General features: G+C 62.3%; 18 protein-coding genes. 14 read left to right on the plus strand and 4 right to left on the minus strand.

The features are described 5' to 3' along the window. Window positions 1-84: 84 nt before the first annotated feature. On the plus strand, window positions 85-297 hold the full coding sequence (locus BGI27_RS11515; RefSeq protein ID WP_338140498.1) for a peptide deformylase: 213 nt from the start codon (window positions 85-87) through the stop codon (window positions 295-297). On the opposite strand, the gene BGI27_RS11520 is transcribed toward BGI27_RS11515, so the two are convergent. Further along, window positions 254-1075, minus strand: a complete 822-nt coding sequence (locus BGI27_RS11520) for an AraC family transcriptional regulator (RefSeq protein ID WP_095525016.1) — start codon at window positions 1073-1075, stop codon at window positions 254-256. The genes BGI27_RS11515 and BGI27_RS11520 overlap by 44 nt on opposite strands. Window positions 1076-1168: 93 nt before the next feature. On the opposite strand from BGI27_RS11520, the gene BGI27_RS11525 reads away from it, so the two are divergent. From BGI27_RS11525 to BGI27_RS11535, 3 genes are all read left to right on the plus strand, one after another. Then, complete coding sequence (locus BGI27_RS11525; protein WP_272896540.1) at window positions 1169-2368, plus strand: MFS transporter; 1200 nt, start codon at window positions 1169-1171, stop codon at window positions 2366-2368. 133 nt (window positions 2369-2501) lie between these two features. Next, on the plus strand, window positions 2502-3716 hold the full coding sequence (locus BGI27_RS11530; RefSeq protein ID WP_141239752.1) for an acetylornithine/succinyldiaminopimelate transaminase: 1215 nt from the start codon (window positions 2502-2504) through the stop codon (window positions 3714-3716). Between the two features lie 53 nt (window positions 3717-3769). Then, window positions 3770-6358: a PAS domain-containing hybrid sensor histidine kinase/response regulator gene (locus tag BGI27_RS11535; protein ID WP_095525018.1), complete on the plus strand. Its 2589-nt coding sequence runs from the start codon at window positions 3770-3772 to the stop codon at window positions 6356-6358. A gap of 55 nt (window positions 6359-6413) precedes the next feature. Here BGI27_RS11535 and BGI27_RS11540 read toward each other — a convergent pair whose 3' ends face one another. Then, the gene (locus BGI27_RS11540; RefSeq protein ID WP_223871768.1) at window positions 6414-6938 is read right to left on the minus strand and encodes a type II secretion system GspH family protein; all 525 of its coding nucleotides are present in this window, start codon (window positions 6936-6938) and stop codon (window positions 6414-6416) included. A 2-nt stretch (window positions 6939-6940) separates the two neighbouring features. Continuing rightward, window positions 6941-7417 (minus strand): type II secretion system protein, encoded by a 477-nt coding sequence (locus BGI27_RS11545; protein ID WP_095525020.1) that lies wholly within the window; start codon window positions 7415-7417, stop codon window positions 6941-6943. 218 nt (window positions 7418-7635) lie between these two features. On the opposite strand from BGI27_RS11545, the gene gspG reads away from it, so the two are divergent. From gspG to BGI27_RS11595, 10 genes are all read left to right on the plus strand, one after another. Continuing rightward, the gene (gene gspG / locus BGI27_RS11550) at window positions 7636-8076 is read left to right on the plus strand and encodes a type II secretion system major pseudopilin GspG (protein ID WP_095525021.1); all 441 of its coding nucleotides are present in this window, start codon (window positions 7636-7638) and stop codon (window positions 8074-8076) included. Window positions 8077-8101: 25 nt separating this feature from the next. Beyond that, window positions 8102-9289, plus strand: a complete 1188-nt coding sequence (locus BGI27_RS11555) for a type II secretion system F family protein (protein WP_095525022.1) — start codon at window positions 8102-8104, stop codon at window positions 9287-9289. Next, window positions 9286-10971 carry a GspE/PulE family protein gene (locus tag BGI27_RS11560; RefSeq protein WP_095525023.1) on the plus strand — a complete coding sequence of 562 codons (1686 nt, stop codon included), beginning with the start codon at window positions 9286-9288 and terminating at the stop codon, window positions 10969-10971. The genes BGI27_RS11555 and BGI27_RS11560 overlap by 4 nt, the downstream gene beginning before the upstream one ends. Further along, window positions 10952-11788 (plus strand): hypothetical protein, encoded by an 837-nt coding sequence (locus tag BGI27_RS11565; protein ID WP_095525024.1) that lies wholly within the window; start codon window positions 10952-10954, stop codon window positions 11786-11788. The genes BGI27_RS11560 and BGI27_RS11565 overlap by 20 nt, the downstream gene beginning before the upstream one ends. Beyond that, the gene (locus BGI27_RS11570; RefSeq protein ID WP_095525025.1) at window positions 11785-12366 is read left to right on the plus strand and encodes a ubiquitin family protein; all 582 of its coding nucleotides are present in this window, start codon (window positions 11785-11787) and stop codon (window positions 12364-12366) included. The genes BGI27_RS11565 and BGI27_RS11570 overlap by 4 nt, the downstream gene beginning before the upstream one ends. Then, entirely contained in the window at window positions 12363-12773 is a 411-nt protein-coding gene (locus BGI27_RS11575) for a hypothetical protein (protein WP_095525026.1), read from the plus strand. The genes BGI27_RS11570 and BGI27_RS11575 overlap by 4 nt, the downstream gene beginning before the upstream one ends. Beyond that, window positions 12763-12948, plus strand: coding sequence for a hypothetical protein (locus BGI27_RS11580; protein WP_095525027.1), 186 nt, complete (start codon window positions 12763-12765; stop codon window positions 12946-12948). The genes BGI27_RS11575 and BGI27_RS11580 overlap by 11 nt, the downstream gene beginning before the upstream one ends. Window positions 12949-13216: 268 nt before the next feature. Then, window positions 13217-13483: a hypothetical protein gene (locus tag BGI27_RS11585; RefSeq protein WP_141239828.1), complete on the plus strand. Its 267-nt coding sequence runs from the start codon at window positions 13217-13219 to the stop codon at window positions 13481-13483. A 4-nt stretch (window positions 13484-13487) separates the two neighbouring features. Next, a complete protein-coding gene (locus tag BGI27_RS11590; protein ID WP_095525030.1) occupies window positions 13488-15338 on the plus strand; it encodes a secretin N-terminal domain-containing protein in 1851 nt (616 codons plus the stop codon). Beyond that, entirely contained in the window at window positions 15328-15732 is a 405-nt protein-coding gene (locus BGI27_RS11595; RefSeq protein WP_095525045.1) for a type II secretion system protein, read from the plus strand. The genes BGI27_RS11590 and BGI27_RS11595 overlap by 11 nt, the downstream gene beginning before the upstream one ends. Before the next feature lie 5 nt (window positions 15733-15737). Here BGI27_RS11595 and clpB read toward each other — a convergent pair whose 3' ends face one another. Then, the gene (gene clpB, locus BGI27_RS11600) at window positions 15738-18320 is read right to left on the minus strand and encodes an ATP-dependent chaperone ClpB (RefSeq protein WP_095525031.1); all 2583 of its coding nucleotides are present in this window, start codon (window positions 18318-18320) and stop codon (window positions 15738-15740) included. Window positions 18321-18322 lie beyond the last annotated feature (2 nt).

Raw genomic sequence — 18322 nt, forward strand, 5'->3', positions numbered from 1 at the left:
AATTCGCATCCGGTTTTCAAAGCAGTTTCATCCGGAATTCAAAGCCGCTTTACTCACAGCGAACGTTATCCCGAAGCTCCGCCGATCCCGTACATGGCCTTGATCAATCCGGTGCTGGAGGTGCTGGATGCGCGCGAGGAGGATGGCTGGGAGGGCTGCCTCTCGGTGCCTGGCATGCGCGGCATGGTGCCGCGTGCGGCAGGTGTGCGCTATCGGGGTTTCGATGCCGCCGGCGGATTGCTGGAGGGCGAATTCACACGTTTCGGTTTTGCCGATCAGCTGTCGCCACACGCTTGAACATCGCGCTCGGCGTCATGCCGAAGGTGCGGCGGAATGCTGCGATGAAGGCTGAAGGAGACTGGTAGCCTGAATCCAGCGCAACATGGGTGACGCGATCGCCACGCTCTAAGGCTTCCAGTGCCAGTAGCAAGCGTAGGCGCTGGCGCCAGTCACCAAAACTGATGCCTGTCTGCTGCATGAAGAGGCGTGACAGATTGCGGGCACTGAGCCCCGCCCAGTGAGCCCACTCTTCCAGTGTTCGCGGGTCGTCCGGCGTCTGTTGTAGTCGCTGGCAGATGCCGAGCAGGCGGCCATCCTCGGGATGAGGCAGATCGAAGGCCAATTCTGGCCGCTGCAGCAGTTGATCCAGTAATACCTGGATCATTCGCCAGTCTGGCCCCTCCGTGGCGTAGTCCGGTGGCAGCCCGGACACGGCAACGATCAGTTCGCGGATCAGCGGCGTCATCCCCAGAACGCGACAACGTGCGCCAGCGTCTTCCGGAACCAGCTCGCGGGCAACATAAAGGCTGCGCATCTCTGTCTGCGACACGTTGTGCGCCTGATGCTCGATTCCGGGCGGAATCCAGATCGCGCGTTGTGGTGGTGCGATGAAGGTTGCCTGCCGCGTGGACAGACTCAGCACTCCGGAGAACGCCCAGCTCAGCTGCCACCAGTCATGGCAGTGCCACGGAGTCATTGAGCCGGGCACAAGCGTTTCGACGCGCGCGACTACAGGGCGCGCGAGTTCGCGGTAGGTTGGAACGCTGCGAAGCAGTACCTGGCGGTTTTGCGACATATCCTGTCTATCTGTGGTTAGACGGAATTGTCTTTTCTTCCTTATAGTCCAGCAAGCCCCATTCCCGCTGCCTTGTCTGTCAGGAGTCTTTTCTTGTCTTCAGCCCGTGCTTTACCTGCCCAGGAAACGGCCTATCCCGTGCTGGGCGCCATCAGTGCCGCCCATTTTCTCAACGACATGATGCAATCGCTGATCCTGGCGATGTATCCGTTGCTCAAAGGGGGATTCAACCTCAGTTTTGCGCAGATCGGCCTGATCACCTTCACTTTTCAGGCCACGGCCTCCCTGCTGCAACCATTGGTCGGCCTCTACACGGACCGTCACCCCAAACCGTATTCATTGATGTTCGGCATGTGCTGCACTTTCATCGGTCTGCTCCTGCTGGCCACGGCGGATAGCTATCCGATGCTGCTGCTGGCTGCCGCGCTGGTGGGCAGCGGCTCTTCGGTATTCCATCCAGAATCTTCCCGGGTTGCGCGTATGGCCTCCGGCGGGAAATTCGGATTGGCGCAGTCGGTGTTTCAGGTCGGCGGGAATGCCGGCACTGCACTGGGGCCTTTGCTCACCGCGCTGATCGTGATGCCTAACGGGCAGGGCAGCGTCGCCTGGTTTTCACTGGCGGCACTGCTGGCGATCTTCCTGCTGTGGCAGGTAGGGCGCTGGTATTCCCATCAGCAGGCCAGTGGCCAGCTCAAGGCCAAATTGCATCACGGCGCCACCGAAACCGGCCTGCCGCGCGGGAAGGTGATCGGCTCCATTGCCGTACTGCTCACGCTGATCTTTTCCAAGTATTTCTACATGGCAAGCCTGACCAGCTACTTCACGTTCTATCTGATGCACAAGTTCGATGTCTCGGCGCAGACTGCGCAGATCCATCTGTTCCTGTTCCTGTTTGCCGTGGCCGCCGGCACCCTGATCGGCGGTCCCGTGGGAGACCGCATCGGGCGAAAACGCGTGATCTGGTTCTCTATTCTGGGGGTTGCGCCCTTCACGCTGGCGATGCCGCATGTGGGGCTGGCTGCCACCACGGTACTGAGCCTGATCATTGGCGTGATCCTGGCATCTGCGTTTTCGGCCATCATCGTCTACGCGCAGGAATTGCTGCCGGGCCGTGTCGGGCTGGTCGCGGGGATGTTCTTCGGATTCTCTTTCGGCATGGGCGCGGTGGGGGCTGCGCTGTTGGGGAAACTGGCTGACCTGCGTGGCATCGAATACGTCTACCAGCTTTGCGCCTTCCTGCCGTTGCTGGGGCTGCTGACGGTCTTCCTGCCAGATCTGCGTCGCCGCCATTGAGGCTGTCCATAGCGCCGCTGTATTGATTCCGTCCTTCCGGCAAGCCAATGAAATGCTGCGGTGCGTAGGAGTTTTGCCCTTAAAATGTGCGCCGGCCGCCAGGGGGCGGCCGTTTTCCTGAAAGGATCCTCCAGTGAACCCCGTTGTATCCCGCTCCGATTTCGATCGCTACATGGTTCCCGTGTTCGCTCCGCTGAGCGTCGTGCCGGTGCGTGGCGAGGGATCGCGACTGTGGGATCAACAAGGCCGTGACTACATCGATTTCGGCGCGGGGGTCGCGGTCACCTCACTGGGTCATGCGCACCCGGTGCTGCTGAAAGCGTTGCAGGAGCAGGCTGCCAAGGTCTGGCACATTTCGAATTACTACACCAATGAGCCTGCGCTGCGATTGGCTGCCAAGCTCTGCGCAGCCACCTTCGCCGAGCGCGTATTCTTCTGCAACTCCGGCGCTGAAGCCAACGAAGCCGCGCTCAAGCTTGCGCGCAAGCGCGCGGTGGACAAATACGGCCCCGAGAAGATTGACATCATCGCCTTCAATGGCAGTTTCCACGGGCGGACATTCTTCACAGTCTCAGTAGGGGGGCAGGCCAAATATTCTTCCGGGATGGGACCGAATCCGGCTGGCATCGTCCACATCGATCTGCATGACGAGGCCGCACTGCGTCGCGCAGTAGGCAAGAATACCTGCGCGATCATCGTTGAGCCGGTGGTGGGCGAAAGTGGCGTAGTGCCCGTCAAACCCGAATTTCTCAAGCTGCTGCGCGATCTGGCCACCGAGCACGATGCCGCCCTGATCTTCGACGAGGTGCAGTCTGGCAATGGCCGTACAGGCGCCTTGTATGCCTACATGAACACAGGTGTGCAGCCCGATATCCTGACTACGGCCAAGGGCCTGGGCGGTGGTTTTCCCATCGGTGCCATGCTGACCACTGCGGCCATCGCTGATGCACATTTCACGCCCGGCGTGCATGGCAGCACGTTTGGCGGCAATCCGCTCGCCTGTGCCGTAGCCGAGGCGACGTTCGACATCATCAGCAGTCCGGAAGTCCTCGCCGAAGTACGCCGCAAGGCGGCCCATGCTGCCACCCGGCTGCGGGCCATCGGCGAGAAATACGGGTGCTTCCAGGAAGTACGGGAATCCGGCCTGTGGCTGGGATGCGAGCTGAAGCCCGAATATGCCGGCAGGGCCGGCGCTTTCATGGGAGCCGCAGCGGAGTCGGGCGTTCTAGTTCTGGTGGCCGGGCCAAACGTGGTGCGCATTGCGACGTCCCTGGTAATCACGGACGAAGAGCTCGATACCGGCCTGGATCGCTTCGACAGCGCTTGCCAGCGTTTCTTTGCGGCATAAGCCAACGCCATCGCGCTCCCGGAAAGCGCGTGGCCTGACCGACTGACACAACCATGCCAATCGACTCCGTGCGGCCGGATCCCGCAGCCCTGCGCGACGCCTTGCGCGTACTGGCTGTGCGTATCGGCCTGCGTGAAGGCTTCGAGGATCCCGGTGCCCAGCCCTTGGTGTTGGTGGCACAGATGCTGCGCGTGATGGAAGTCCTGTTGCGTGAGAAAGAACGTCTTTCCCTCGCATTGGATAACCGCCATGACGGTCTCTGGGACTGGGATCTGCGCAACGGGCATTACTTTCTCAGCGAGCAGTGGAAGCGGGGGCTGGGGTATCGAGCTCGTAGCCTGGGTGACACCCGCGAGGCCTGGGAGGCGCTGATACATCCGGAAGATATCGCCATGGTGCGCGAGCGCATCGAGCGTCACCTTGCCGCCGAAACGGAGGACTTCGAGTTCGAATACCGGTTGCGTGCCGGCAATGGCGACTGGCGCTGGATCGTTACCCATGGCCGCGTCGTTGCGCGTTCGCCCGACGGCAAGCCTGCGCGCCTGGTGGGGACCCACCGTAACGTGACCGAACGCAAGGGCTGGGAGCTGGAAATCCTGCGTGCCAAGGAAACCGCGGAGTCGGCCAGCCGGGCCAAGAGCGATTTCCTCGCCAACATGAGCCACGAGATCCGCACGCCGATGAATGCCATCATCGGCATGGCGGAACTGACGCTGGACACCCAGCTCGATGGCGAACAGCGCGGTTACCTGCAGACGGTGAAAACGTCTGCAGAGTCGCTGCTGGCAATCATCAACGACATTCTTGACTTCTCCAAGATCGAAGCAGGCAAGATGGACCTGGAGGATATCGAGTTCTCATTGCCGGCCGTGCTGTCGGACACCTTCAAGGCCCTGGCCCTGCGCGCCCACCAGAAGGGGCTGGAGCTGATCTACGGAATGTCGCCGGAAACGCCGGAGCTGCTGCGGGGGGATCCGAACCGCTTGCGCCAGGTGCTGATCAATCTGCTGGGCAACGCGATCAAGTTCACCGAGCAAGGCGAGGTTGAAATGTCGGTGCATCTCACTGCCGACGAGGGGCCACGCGCACGCCTGCAGTTCGACATACGCGATACCGGCATCGGTATTCCCCGGGGCAAGCAAGGGGAGGTCTTCGGCGCATTCTCGCAGGCCGACACCTCGACCACGCGCCGTTATGGCGGCACCGGCCTTGGGCTGGCAATCTGCCGGCGGCTGGTGGAGCTGATGCGTGGCCGCATCTGGGTGGTCAGCGAGCCCGGTATGGGGAGCGTGTTCTCGTTTACGGTAGAGGTCGGCGTGGTGCGGCGCCATCTGCGCGAAGAACAGGCTCCGGCGCGTTTTGCCGGCCTGCGCGCGCTGGTGATCGATGACAACCTTAGCAGTGCCCAGGCGCTGAGGCGGGATCTTGGCGAGTTGGGGTTCCAGGTGGAAACGGCTCCTTCGGGTGAAGCCGCGATGGCTATGCTGCGCGACGCCGTCAGTGCCGACGAGCCCTTCGACATCATGCTGGTGGATGCCAACATGGAAGAACCGGCAGGCTTTGCGCTGCCGGCCTATTTTCATGATGAAGGGGCTTCCTGCGATCGCATCGTGATGATGATGACTTCCGACCGGCAACGAACGGACGTGGCCCGCTGCCAGCACTACGGCGTGCGAGCCAATGTCGTCAAACCGGTCTCATCCTCGGATTTGTACGACGCCGTGCGTCTGGCGCTGCTTTCTGTCCCCGAGGAGTTGGATGATCCACTGGGGATCATCGACATCGATGAAGATCTGCTGCACGAGCAGGGCAGGGTTCCGCGGCAGAAGCCGCGTAGTGTGCTGCTCGTGGAAGACAACCCGGTCAATCAGACCGTTGCCAGCAAGATCCTGCAGCGTGCCGGCTATGAGGTGGTGATGGCCAGCGATGGTCAGGAGGCCATCGAATGGTTCGAGAAACGCCGATTCGATCTGATCCTGATGGATGTACAGATGCCCGTGATGGGCGGATTGGAAGCCACCCGGGCGATCCGTGCGCGCGAGGCACGGCGTAGCTGGGCGATGTCTGGCCGCTGGGAAGTGACGCCCATCGTGGCAATGACTGCGCACGTCATGCGGGGTGACCGCGAGCGCTGTCTGGAGGCCGGCATGGACGATTACGTGGCCAAGCCGATCAAACCGACAGATCTGTTTGCGGCCATCGATCGGGTGATGCGGCGCCAGGAAGCCGTTTCCCAGGATCTGTCCAGAATGGCCCAGGAGGCCACGACGGGGGAGCCCAGCACCGGCATGTCCGGTGAGATCGAACCGTTGGCCGATCTTTCCCAGGCGCGAGCCCTGCTCGAAGGAGACGAGGATTCGCTGCATGCACTGATCGGCGTTTTTCTTGAGGATTGCCCGCGCCAGATGGGGCTGCTGCAACAGGCCATCGAGCGTGAGGACAGTCGGACCTTGGGCACCATAGCCCATTCGCTGAAGTCATCGGTCGCAGTGTTCGGCGCAGCCTCCGTCGCGGAGCAGGCGTACGCGGTGGAGTCTGCCGTGCGTCATGGCGAGCCTGCCGTAGCCTTTGCCGGTGTACCCGATCTTCTCCAGGCACTGACGGCGCTGTGCGACTATCTGCGGGCCCAGCTGCCGGCATAGCCGAAGCGTCTGAAATCTGCCCGGCTTTTGTCCGGAGAGTCGGCTGCACAGAGGATCAAGGTGTTGGCGATCCTGGATCATCCTGTTGCGGACCGATCTCGCAGCCGCGATCGGAACACACCACGCCATACACGAACACCCAGTCCGCATAGCGTTTTTTGTCCTTGAAATGGAAGACCTCGTCAGGGAAATTGTCGATACGGATCGGTGTTTCGTGCGAGCGGCTGCGCACCCCGAGAATGCCCTGCCCATCCAGCGTGCGGATCAGCGCCCAGTCTGTCTTGCCGGTCATGGGGTCTTCATACAGCTTGCGCAAGTGGCGCTTCGGATAGGGATAGCGCGGATCCTTGAGCAGATCCTCCAGCCGTCGAGGGGCCATGGTGACCGCTCCGGGAGGTGAGGCTTCAAAGTAGCTACGGATGGCCTGCTTGTACTGCAACCCGACGAAGATCAGCTGCTCTTCCGCCGCGCGCCGCTGCATGATGGCGCCGACCTGCACGCTTGCCGCCGCCACGAGGCTGATCACGGCAACGATGAACAGCAGCCCGAGATAGTTGAATCCACGCTGCCGGTGTCGCATGGCTACCATTTCTGGTAGGGGATGCCGTTCAGGCCAACAAGCGGGGATCTGCTGTAGACGTCATAGACATCCACACCTTCACTGGGATTTTCCGCATCGCTGGCATAGGAGCGCTTGCCCCAGGTATTCACGCTGGGTGTCGCAGGGTCGTCGTGAAAGGGGTCGCGCGGAATGCGTCGCAAGAAGTAGATCTTGCGTCCCTGTGCGTTGCGCTGGTCCGTGGCGCCGATCACAAGATCATCCAGGTTGCGTGGATAGCCGGAAGAGTCGACGCTACGCTGGATGATGCCTTGCTCCGCAGCCAGGCGGTAGGTATCCAGCGCGCTGCGGATTTCACGCAGCGCCTGACGAAGCTCCTGCTCCTTGGCGCGCTGCGCCGCGACCTGCGCGATCGGCACCGTGATGCTGGCCAGCAGACCGAGGATGGCCAGGGCGATGAGCATCTCGATCAGCGAAAAGCCACGCAGGCGGTGGAACATGTTTTTCATAAGGGCGAAGATTACACCCAAGCCCGATGAGGACAACCCGCGCGCCTGTCGGCCAAATGTCTCTCGCCTCCAGCATTGCTGCTTTTTGCGGCATATTCACTGTTGGAACTCCGTGGGCTTTGTGGCAGTCTAGCGCCCTAGGAGACAGGTGAAAAACCGCTGCTCGCAGCGTTTTCCCGCATATGAAGACATTCATTCAGGATGCTCAAATGCTTCAACAAGCAGTGGCTGGCGCACGCCAGCCGGCACGTCGTGCCGGTTTCACGCTTCTCGAACTGCTGGTGGTAATGGCCATCATAGGTCTGCTGGCGGCCTATGTGGGCCCCAAGTATTTCTCCCAGCTCGGGAAGTCCGAACAAAACGTTGCCAAGGCGCAGATCGAATCCCTGGGCAAGGCTCTGGACATGTTCCGCATGGACGTCGGGCGTTATCCCACCACCGCTGAAGGGCTCGGTGCGCTGATGAAGGCGCCGGGCGGAGTAAGCCGGTGGAACGGCCCCTATCTGGCGAAGGAAATGCCCGTCGACCCCTGGGGCAAGGCCTATGTCTATAAATTTCCGGGCTCGCGCGGCCGGGACTTCGACATCATTTCCTACGGTAGCGACGGCCAGCCTGGTGGCAGTGATACGGCTGCCGACGTGCTCAACTGAACGCGCCTGATCGCCCGGAGGCATCATGCAGTTCGAGGTGCGTGCGCTTTCGCCGGACAACCGGCTGCACTCCGTCCTGATCGAGGCGGCCGATACGCTCGCCGCCCGCAAGGCCGTGGAGGCGAAGCATTTGCGTATCGTCTCGATCAAAGCCAGGCGTGGCGTGGCATCAGCACGTAGCGGGCGCGGGGCATTCTCGCTGGTGATGTTCAGCCAGGAACTGCTGGCCTTGCTGGAAGCCGGCCTGAGTCTGGTGGAAGCACTCGAAGGCCTCATCGAGAAGGAAAGCGCGCCGGTGCCGCGTGCCGTTATGGAAGCGCTCAATGTGCGCATCCGCGAAGGTGCCAAGCTTTCGGATGCAGTCGCTGCCCAGCCGGAGCATTTCCCTGCGTTATTTGCGGGCATCGTGCGTGCGGCAGAGCGCACCAGCGATCTGCCTCAGGCGCTACGCCGCTATATCGATTACCAGACGCGCCTGGATGCGGTGCGCAGCCGCATCATCAGCGCCACGATCTATCCCGCAGTGCTGTTCGTGGTCGGCGGGCTGGTCGGCATTTTCCTGATGACCTATGTGGTGCCGAAATTCGCTGCCGTGTATGCCGACAGCGGACGGGAAATGCCCTGGATGTCCCGTCTGCTGATGCGCTGGGGGGAATTGCTGGGCAATCACACCCTGCTCGTGATCGGCGCCATGCTGGTATTGATCGTGGCCGCAATCGCAACCGTACGCCGATTCAGCCGGGAAGGGCGCTGGTCGCAGTTCGCGCGCCGGATACCGGGCATCTCCCAACGCGCGCGCATCCTGGAGCTGTCGCGCCTGTACCTCACCATGGGCATGTTGCTCGAAGGCGGTATTCCGGTGGTGATGACGCTGGACATGGTGGAAAGCGCGGTCTCTGCCGAAACACGCCTCAAGCTGCGGCGCGCGCGTGCGGAGATATCCAATGGCGAGCCGGTTTCGCGGGCCTTCGAGCTGCATGATCTGAGCACTCCGATCGCGCTGCGCATGCTGCGTGTCGGAGAACGAAGCGGGCAGCTTGGCACCATGCTGATGCGCTCCGCACAATTCTACGAAGGGGAGAGTGCGCGCTGGATCGAGAATTTCTCGAAGATCTTCGAGCCCGCCATGATGGCGATCATCGGTGGTGTGATCGGCGTGATCATCGTGCTGCTGTACATGCCGATCTTCGATCTGGCGGGATCGCTGCAATGAGCGAGCACAAGCAACTGATCGGACAGGACGCGCTGCGGCTGGCGCGCAGCTCGGCGCTCCGATCCGGGCGCCCGATCATGGCCGAACTCGAAGCCATGACCCAGCTGGAGCCGCGCGTGATGCTGCGCGCGGTGGCCGAGCACTTCCATTTCACGGTGCTGGAGACGGCGGACATGTTCGACATGAAGCCGGCCTTCGACCTGCTGCCACTCGGGCGTGCCCAGCAGCGCGGTTGCGTGGTCATGAAAGCGGTGCGGGCCGGTGAGCCGCCTGTGGCCGTGGTGGCAGACCCTTTCGATGCCGATCTGCAGGTCTGGCTGGAAAGCATCAGCAACACCACGCTGAGCTACCGGCTGGCACTGCTCTCGGATATCCAGGCCTATCTCACGCGCCAGGAAGAATCCATGAGCGCGTTGGATGCGCTGGTGGCAGACGACAGCGTCGGCGTGGCGGATGCACGGGCGCTAGAGAGCCTGACCTTCGCATCGGTCAGCAATGCCGCCAGCCCGGCCGTGAAGCTCGTCAACTCCACGCTTTACGATGCCCTCAAACAGGGCGTGTCGGATATCCACATGGAAAGCACACCCGCCGGCATGGTGACCAAATACCGTATCGACGGCGTGCTCGATCAGGTAGCCAGCATTCCCGGTGTGGTGCTGGCCGAGCACGTGATCTCCCGCATCAAGGTGCTCTCCGAGCTGGATATTTCGGAGCGCCGCGTGCCCCAGGACGGTAGCTTCCGCGTCGAAGCCCTGGGCCGCGAGATCGATCTTCGCGTCTCCATCATGCCGAGCATCCACGGCGAGGATGCGGTGATCCGCATACTGGATAAACAGGCGATGGTCGAAGCGCACGGGGGCCTGACATTGGACGCCGCCGGTTTCGACCCGCATACGCTGGCGATCCTGCGCCGGCTCGTGCAGGAGCCATACGGCATGGTGCTGGTGACCGGGCCGACGGGCTCAGGCAAGACCACCACGCTGTACGCGGCACTCACCGAGATCAATCATGGCCGCGACAAGATCATCACCATCGAGGATCCGGTGGAATATCAGTTGCCGGGCATCCTGCAGATTCCGGTCAATGACAAGAAGGGACTCACCTTCGCGCGTGGCCTGCGCTCCATCCTGCGCCACGATCCGGACAAGATCATGGTCGGCGAGATCCGTGACCGCGAGACCGCCGAGATCGCCGTGCAGTCTGCGCTCACCGGCCACCTGGTGCTGTCCACCGTGCACGCCAACAACGTCTATGACGTATTCGGCCGCTTCTATCACATGGGCGTCGACCTGTATTCCTTCGTCTCGGCACTCAACGGCGTGATCGCCCAACGCCTGGTCCGCCTGAACTGCACACACTGTGCCGTGCCTTACCGCCCCACGGACGAGGAACTCGTGAGCGCCGGGCTCACCGCGGAGGCTGTGCAGGATTTCGTGTTCATGCGCGGGCGCGGCTGCGGCGATTGCCGAGGCTCCGGCTATCGTGGCCGCAAGGCGGTGGCCGAGGTGTTGACGATGAATCCCGCGATTGCCGAGCTGATCGTGGAGCGCCGCTCGGTGCGCCAGATCATGGAGGCGGCACAGCGCAACGGCACGCGCAGTCTTTACGAGGATGCCCTGTCGCTGGTGGCCCGCGGCGAAACCACGCTCGAGGAGGTGCGGCGTGTCACGCTCGCGACGTAAGCTCTATTCCCTTGGCCTGGGCGCACTCGACATGACGTTGCTCGATGTGGAGCGCAAGCGTCTGCAACCCACGTTGCCGCTGGCGGAATACCTGCCCGGCGCGGGGGCTCCGGCGTCGGCCGATTGGGGGCCAGCCATTTCGGCTGTGCTGGCGCAGGCCCACAAGACGCAGGATAGCGGCGACCTGATGCTGACGGTGTCGGATGCCTGGGCCCGTTACTGGATGCTGAGCGTACCCGAAGGCATCGGCAGCCTGGAGGAGCTTCGGGCATTGGCGAGGGCACGCTTCGAGGCCCTGTTCGGCACGCCTGCCGACGGCTGGACGCTGATGGCCGAATGGCGCACCCGTGGGCAGGTATTGGTCTGCGCGCTGCCGGAAAGGTTGCTGGCCGCCTGCGAAACGCTTGGGGAGGAGGGCGTCTGGCGGGTGGTGTCGGTACAGCCGCACGCCATCCGTCTGATGAACAGCCATCGTGCGCGTATCCCCGATGATGCCTGGGTCTGTTGCTTCGGCGCACAAGGCATGCTGGCCCTGTTGCTGCAAGGCGGTGCCGTGCAGTACGTACGTCGTTTCCGCTATCAACGCGTACCCGAAGCCGATGAATTGATGGACATGCTGGATGGCGAGATCCTGCGCGCCGGCACCGATACACCGATGAAACTGTGTGCGCTGGGCATCTTGCCGGAAGTGGCCCACGGCACACGCATCCGCGATATGAAGCTGGTACTGCCGCAGGGCGACGACATGCAGGCTTTCAGGCCCGGCATGAGCGCCGAATCCGTGATGCTTGCGCGCGTTCGTGGGGGCCTTGCATGAAGCCGCTGCCGCTGGAATTCGCGCATCGCGGCCCAGGCGGGCAGCTCAGCCGGCGCATGAGGCACGTCCTGGCTGCCGTGTTGGCGCTACTGCTCGTCTTATCCGTCCTCGGTGCATGGATGGGCAGGCAGTTGGGTAATGAGGCACGGAGCCTGGGTGAGGAAGGATTCCATCTGCGTGCAGACCGCGAATTACTGATCAAGGCAGCCCGCCATCAGGCTGCGTTGCCAGCGGATATGGTGGATTCGATCAACGGGGTTATCCGGCTGCTGGACTATCCGCTCATCGACCTGCTGGAACGCCTGGAGGCGCATGCCGGAGATGACGTCAGGCTGCTGTCGCTCGAAATGGGGGCGGTCCGCACCAGTGTGCGCCTGGTGGTACAAGCACCCGCCCTGTCCGTGGTGCTGGACTATCTCGACGCACTACGCAAGGAGCCGGGCTTCGAAAATCTGGTGCTGGTCCGCCAGGAAGCGCCGGGTAATGATGGCGCAGGCCTGCGTTTCACGCTGGAAATGCCGCAGATGGATGCCGTGCCGCGTGCCAACGCGCGCCTGCCGGATGGGGGGAGCGAATGAACGCCCTGAAGATGCCGGATCTGGGGCGCATGCGCCTCGCCATCGAACTGGCCTACTGGCGTCTGGGGTGGCGTTTGCCGGTGATCGGTCTTGGCCTTGTCGCCTGTATCGCGACCTGGGGCTTCTGGTTGCCCATGCAATCGTCCCGACAGGCCTCCGCACAACGACAGCTGGCGACAGTGCAGAGTGAGTTGCGTGCCCGGCCACTCGGTCGCACGCAGGAGTCTGCACTGGGTGTTTTCCAGCGCACCTTGGCCGAGCCGGATCAGATCACCGGGCAATTGCGCGTGCTGTACCGGATGGCTCAGGCGCATGGCCTGAACGTGGCGCAGATCGACATGCGCCGCCAATCCGATCCGGGAGCCCGATTGGCCCAGCTGCAGATCAGTTTGGCCCTTGCGTGGTGAGTATCCGGCGATCAAGCGTTTCTGCGCCGAGATGCTCGCGGCCTTGCCGTCCATTTCGATTGACCAGATCAGTCTGAGGCGGGAGTCCGCGGAAACCTCCACGGTGGAAGCCCAGCTCTCGCTCTCGATGTGGCAACGAGGTGAAAAGCCCTTGCTGGCAGGAGTCCGGCCATGAGCCCGAAACTCAGGTAGGGCTTGTTGCTCGGGGGGCTGATCGCAGCAGCCTTGCTGGCGGTGTTCGGTGACAAAACACCGGATTCGGCGGACGTGGTCGAACCCATGCGCCGGACGGCTTCGCCGCCCGCCGAAGAAGCGCTGGCTGCCGTGCCTGCGCCCGTCGGAGCGCCTCAGACTGTTGACGGGATCCACCGCTTGAAATCCCGTCTGTCGCCTGCTGCATCGAGCGATGGAGAGAATCGGTTGTTTGCAGGGGCCCCGCGCCAATGAAGAAACACAGGCACAGGCGGTGGGTGCACGCGGAACCCGCATCATCACCGCCGACGCATCCTTTCGTATTTATCGGACGCATGAAAGAGCAGGGGCGCTGGACCGTGTTCCTCTCGAACAACGGCTGGGTGCATGCCTTGCGTCACGGAGAGCAGGCCGATGGTTTCCGCATTGAATCCATCTCGGCGACCGAGGTGCGATTGGCGCAGCTGGCCAATCAGATGAAATTTGTCATCCGCATCGATGACGAAATGAAAGATTGAGCCCATGACACGTCTTGCCTTTCTCGCACGAACCTGCACGGCCTGTGCGCTGGCCTTGTCCCTGCTGGCCTGTGCCAGCAATGCTCCACGCACGGCACTCGAACAAGGACAGGCTCTGGCTGCCACCGGCCGATTGGCCGAGGCCTATCAGGAACTTGATGCTGCCAGCCGGCAGAACCCGGGGGATGATTCCCTGCGCGCAGCAAGCATGCAGACTCGTGAGCGCCTTGCAGCCTCGCTGCTGCGGCGTGGGGACGAAGCGACGGCAGCCGGGCGCCTGGAAGAGGCCAGGAACGCCTACGCCCAACTTGGCCAGTTGCCAGGGCACGCGGGCCGGGCAAACGAGGCGCTGGCCAAGCTCGAGCAGAAGCAGATCGCATCCCTACCGGAGCTACCGGATAGCTGGAAAGCACCACAACAACTGGTGGGAGAGCGGATCGCCGCGCCGGCCCGGACGGCGCGTGGCATACCCGCAATCGAACCGCCGGAAGCCCTTGGCAGGCAGGTATCGCTGGAGTTCCGCGATGCAGCCATCCGCTCGGTATTCGAGGCGATCACCCGGGCATCGGGTCTGAATGTCGTCTTCGATCGCGATGTGTCGCAGGACATGCGCACGACGATCTATCTGCGCAATACCCGGATCAAGGCCGCACTCGACAAGATCGCCATGATCAGCGGCCTGGCCTTGCGTCTTCTGGATGAACATACCCTGCTCATCTATACGGACGAGGTAGGCAAGCAGCGCGATTACCAGCAACTGGTGGTGCACAGCTTCCATCTTGCCAGCGCGGATGCCAGGACGGTGGCCAACAGCCTGCGCACGGTGCTGCGCTTCCGTGACATGGTCGTCGATGAAAAGCTCAACATGATCGTCGTGCGTGATACGCCGGAAGCCATCGCGCTGGCCGAAAAGCTCGTGGCCATGCATGACGTGGCAGAGCCGGAAGTGATGCTGGAAGTGGAGATCATCGAGATCAAGCGTGGTTTGCTGCAGGATCTTGGCGTGCAATGGCCGGGCGGCATGACGCTGACTCCACTGGGAAGTGGCACCCGGACCACTACCGACTCCTCGGGCAACACCATCACCCAGCTGACGCTGCGGGACATGCTGGGGCTGACGCCGGGCTCGCTGGGTGTCAGCATCGATTCGCTGGCTATCAAGGCGCAGCGGACCGACAGCGACATCAACCTGCTGGCCAATCCGCGCATCCGCGCGCGCAATCGGGAGAAGGCCAAGATCCTGATCGGAGAGCGCGTGCCCAACATCAGCTCGACGGCGACGTCCACCGGTTTCGTCAGCGAAAACATCACCTATGTGGATGTCGGCCTCAAACTCGACGTGGAGCCGCAGATCTTTCCCAATGGTGAAGTGGCGATCAAACTCGGACTCGAAGTCAGCAGCATCAACGAGTCCGTCTCGACCTCCGGCGGTACGGTGGCCTACCGGATCGGCACGCGTAATGCGAACACGTCGCTGCGGCTTCGCGATGGTGAAACACAGGTCCTGGGCGGTCTGATCCAGGACAATGACCGCAAGACCGTGACCAAGGTACCGCTGCTGGGCGACATTCCGGTGCTGGGGCGCCTGTTCACCATGAATGGCGATGACACGAGCAAGACCGAGATCGTGCTCTCGATCACGCCACGCATCGTGCGGGGCATCGAGCCTCTGCGCGGCGAGCGCTCCAGTTTCGAGGCAGGCACGGCATCCGGAGTGCGTGGGCGGCGGCCGGATACCGATTATGCCGAAGACAACGGCATGCCCGGCACGCAAGAATCCGTCGAACGGAACGGCGGCAACGCGAGCCGCAACAATGGCAGCGGCGGAGAACGTCGCGAACGCGATGAGAATTGAATCATCCCGGCATGGCGCCCCTCACCGGTGGAGGGGGTTCACGCTGATCGAGATGATCGTGGCAATGGCTATCCTGGCATTGTTGCTGACCATCGCCCTGCCGCGCTATTTCGATGGGCTGGAGCGCTCGAAGGAGGCCGTGCTGGCCGAGAACCTGAAGATCACGCGTGACGTGATCGACAAGTTCTACGGCGACAACGGTCGCTACCCGGAGTCACTCGGCGAACTGGTGGAAAAACGCTATCTGCGCAGCCTGCCGCACGACCCGATCACCCAGAGCAACCGTACCTGGCGGCTCATTCCGCCAGAGCCGCCACATCGCGGCCAGATATTCGACATCCGCAGCGGCGCGCGGGGGCGCGCCAAGGACGGGCGCGCCTACGCGTCATTCTGAGCGACTCAGTTCGGCTTGCTGAACTGAATGCCGTCACTGCCGTCATCGACAACCACCGTGTCCTTGGCGGCGAAGCGTCCCTCCAGAATCAGTTTCGCGAGCGGATTCTCGATGTGCTCCTGAATCGCACGCTTGAGTGGTCGCGCGCCGAAGACAGGATCGAAACCGGCCTGGGCCACTTCACCCAACGCAGCGTCGGTCACCGTCAGTCCGATCTCCAGACGGCCAAGACGACGGCGCAGGTTTTCCAGCTGGATACGCGCAATCGATTTGATGTGCGCGTCGCCCAGGGCATGGAACACCACGACTTCGTCGATCCGGTTGATGAATTCCGGCCTGAAGAAGGTCTTCACTTCCCCCATCACGGCTGACTTGATGGAGTCATAGGACTCCCCGGCCATGCTCTGGATGAGCTGGCTGCCAAGATTGGAGGTCATTACGATCACGGTGTTCTTGAAATCCACCGTGCGACCCTGTCCATCGGTCATACGGCCATCGTCGAGCACCTGCAGCAGCACGTTGAAGACATCCGGATGCGCCTTTTCCACCTCGTCGAAAAGGATCACGGAATAGGGCTTGCGCCGGACCTGCTCGGTCAGGTAGCCGCCTTCCTCGTAGCCTACGTATCCCGGCGGCGCACCGATCAGGCGGGCCACGGAATGCTTCTCCATGAATTCGCTCATGTCGATGCGGATCAGGTGTTCCTCGCTGTCGAACAGGAAACTGGCGAGCGTCTTGCACAGTTCTGTCTTGCCGACACCGGTGGGGCCCAGGAAAAGGAAGGAGCCATAAGGGCGGTTCTCTTCCGAGAGTCCGGCGCGCGAGCGGCGGATGGCGTCAGCCACCAGGCGCACTGCCTCATCCTGGCCGACCACGCGTTCATGCAGTTTTTCTTCCATCTTCAGCAGCTTTTCGCGCTCACCCTGCATCATCTTCGCAACGGGAATCCCCGTCGCGCGTGACACCACCTCGGCGATCTCTTCGGCGCCGACCTGGGTGCGCAGCAGCTTGTTCGGCGCCTTGCTGCCTTCCTTGCCCTCCGCTGCCTTGAGCTGTGCTTCCAGCTTGGGCAGTTCGCCGTACTGCAGTTCGCTCATCCGCTGCCAGTCACCCTTGCGCCGGGCTTCTTCCATCTGTACCCGCACCTTGTCGATGGCTTCCTTGATGTGCTGAGAGCCTGCCACGTTGGCCTTTTCAGCCTTCCAGATCTCTTCAAGGTCGGCGTATTCACGCTCAAGCTTGGCGATTTCATCCTCGATCAGGCCGAAACGCTTGATAGAGGCCTCGTCTTTCTCCTTCTTCACCGCCTCGCGTTCGATCTTGAGCTGGATGATGCGGCGTTCGAGACGGTCCAGCGCCTCCGGCTTGGAATCGATCTCCATCTTGATGCGGGCGGCGGCTTCATCGATCAGGTCGATCGCCTTGTCCGGCAGGAAACGGTCGGTGATGTAGCGGTGGCTCAGCTCGGCCGCGGCGACGATGGCAGGGTCGGTGATGTCCACGCCATGGTGCAATTCGTACTTTTCCTGCAGTCCGCGCAGGATGGCGATTGTGGATTCCACCGAGGGTTCGCCGACCAGTACCTTCTGGAAGCGGCGCTCCAGTGCGGCATCCTTTTCGATGTACTTGCGGTATTCGTCCAGCGTGGTGGCGCCGATGCAGTGCAGCTCACCCCGGGCCAGCGCGGGCTTGAGCATGTTGCCTGCGTCGATGGCACCTTCCGCCTTGCCCGCGCCGACCATGGTATGGATCTCGTCGATGAAGACGATGACCCGGCCTTCTTCCTTGGCGATATCGTTGAGCACTGCTTTCAGGCGTTCTTCGAACTCCCCGCGAAATTTTGCGCCGGCAAGCAGGGCCGCCATGTCCAGCGAAAGCACGCGCTTGCCCTTGAGTGTCTCGGGAACCTCTTCGTTGATGATGCGCTGTGCCAACCCTTCGACGATGGCCGTTTTGCCCACGCCCGGCTCGCCGATCAGCACCGGATTGTTCTTGGTGCGGCGTTGCAGGATCTGGATCGCGCGGCGGATTTCATCGTCGCGGCCGATCACCGGATCCAGCTTGCCCTGACGGGCACGATCGGTCAGATCCAGACAGTATTTCTTCAATGCTTCACGTTGTGATTCGGCCTCGGCGCTATCCACACCGCCGCCACCGCGAACCGCTTCCACGGCGGTTTCCAGGGCGCGTCGCTGGGCGCCGTGCTCCTTGAAAAGTCGCCCCATCTCGCCTTTATCGTTGCATAGCGCAAGCAGGAACATTTCACTGGCGATGAACTGATCGCCATGTTGCTGTGCCTCACGATCCGTGAGGTTGAGCAGGCCGGCCAGTTCGCGGCTGACCTGCACGTCGCCATTGTGCCCGTGCACCTGGGGCAGGCGGTCGATGGCGTTCTCCAGCGCTGCCTTGAGCGCCGGCACGTTGGCGCCGGCACGTGTGAGCAGCGAAGCGGTACCGCCGTCATCCTGAGCGAGCAGGGCGGAAAGCAGGTGCTGAGGCTCGATGTACTGGTTGTCATTACCGATGGCGATGCTCTGGGCATCGGCAAGGGCCTGTTGGAATTTGGTTGTGAGCTTGTCGAAACGCATGG

Origin of the sequence: Candidatus Dactylopiibacterium carminicum (genome assembly GCF_014736495.1) — a bacterium.
Lineage (GTDB): Bacteria > Pseudomonadota > Gammaproteobacteria > Burkholderiales > Rhodocyclaceae > Uliginosibacterium > Uliginosibacterium carminicum.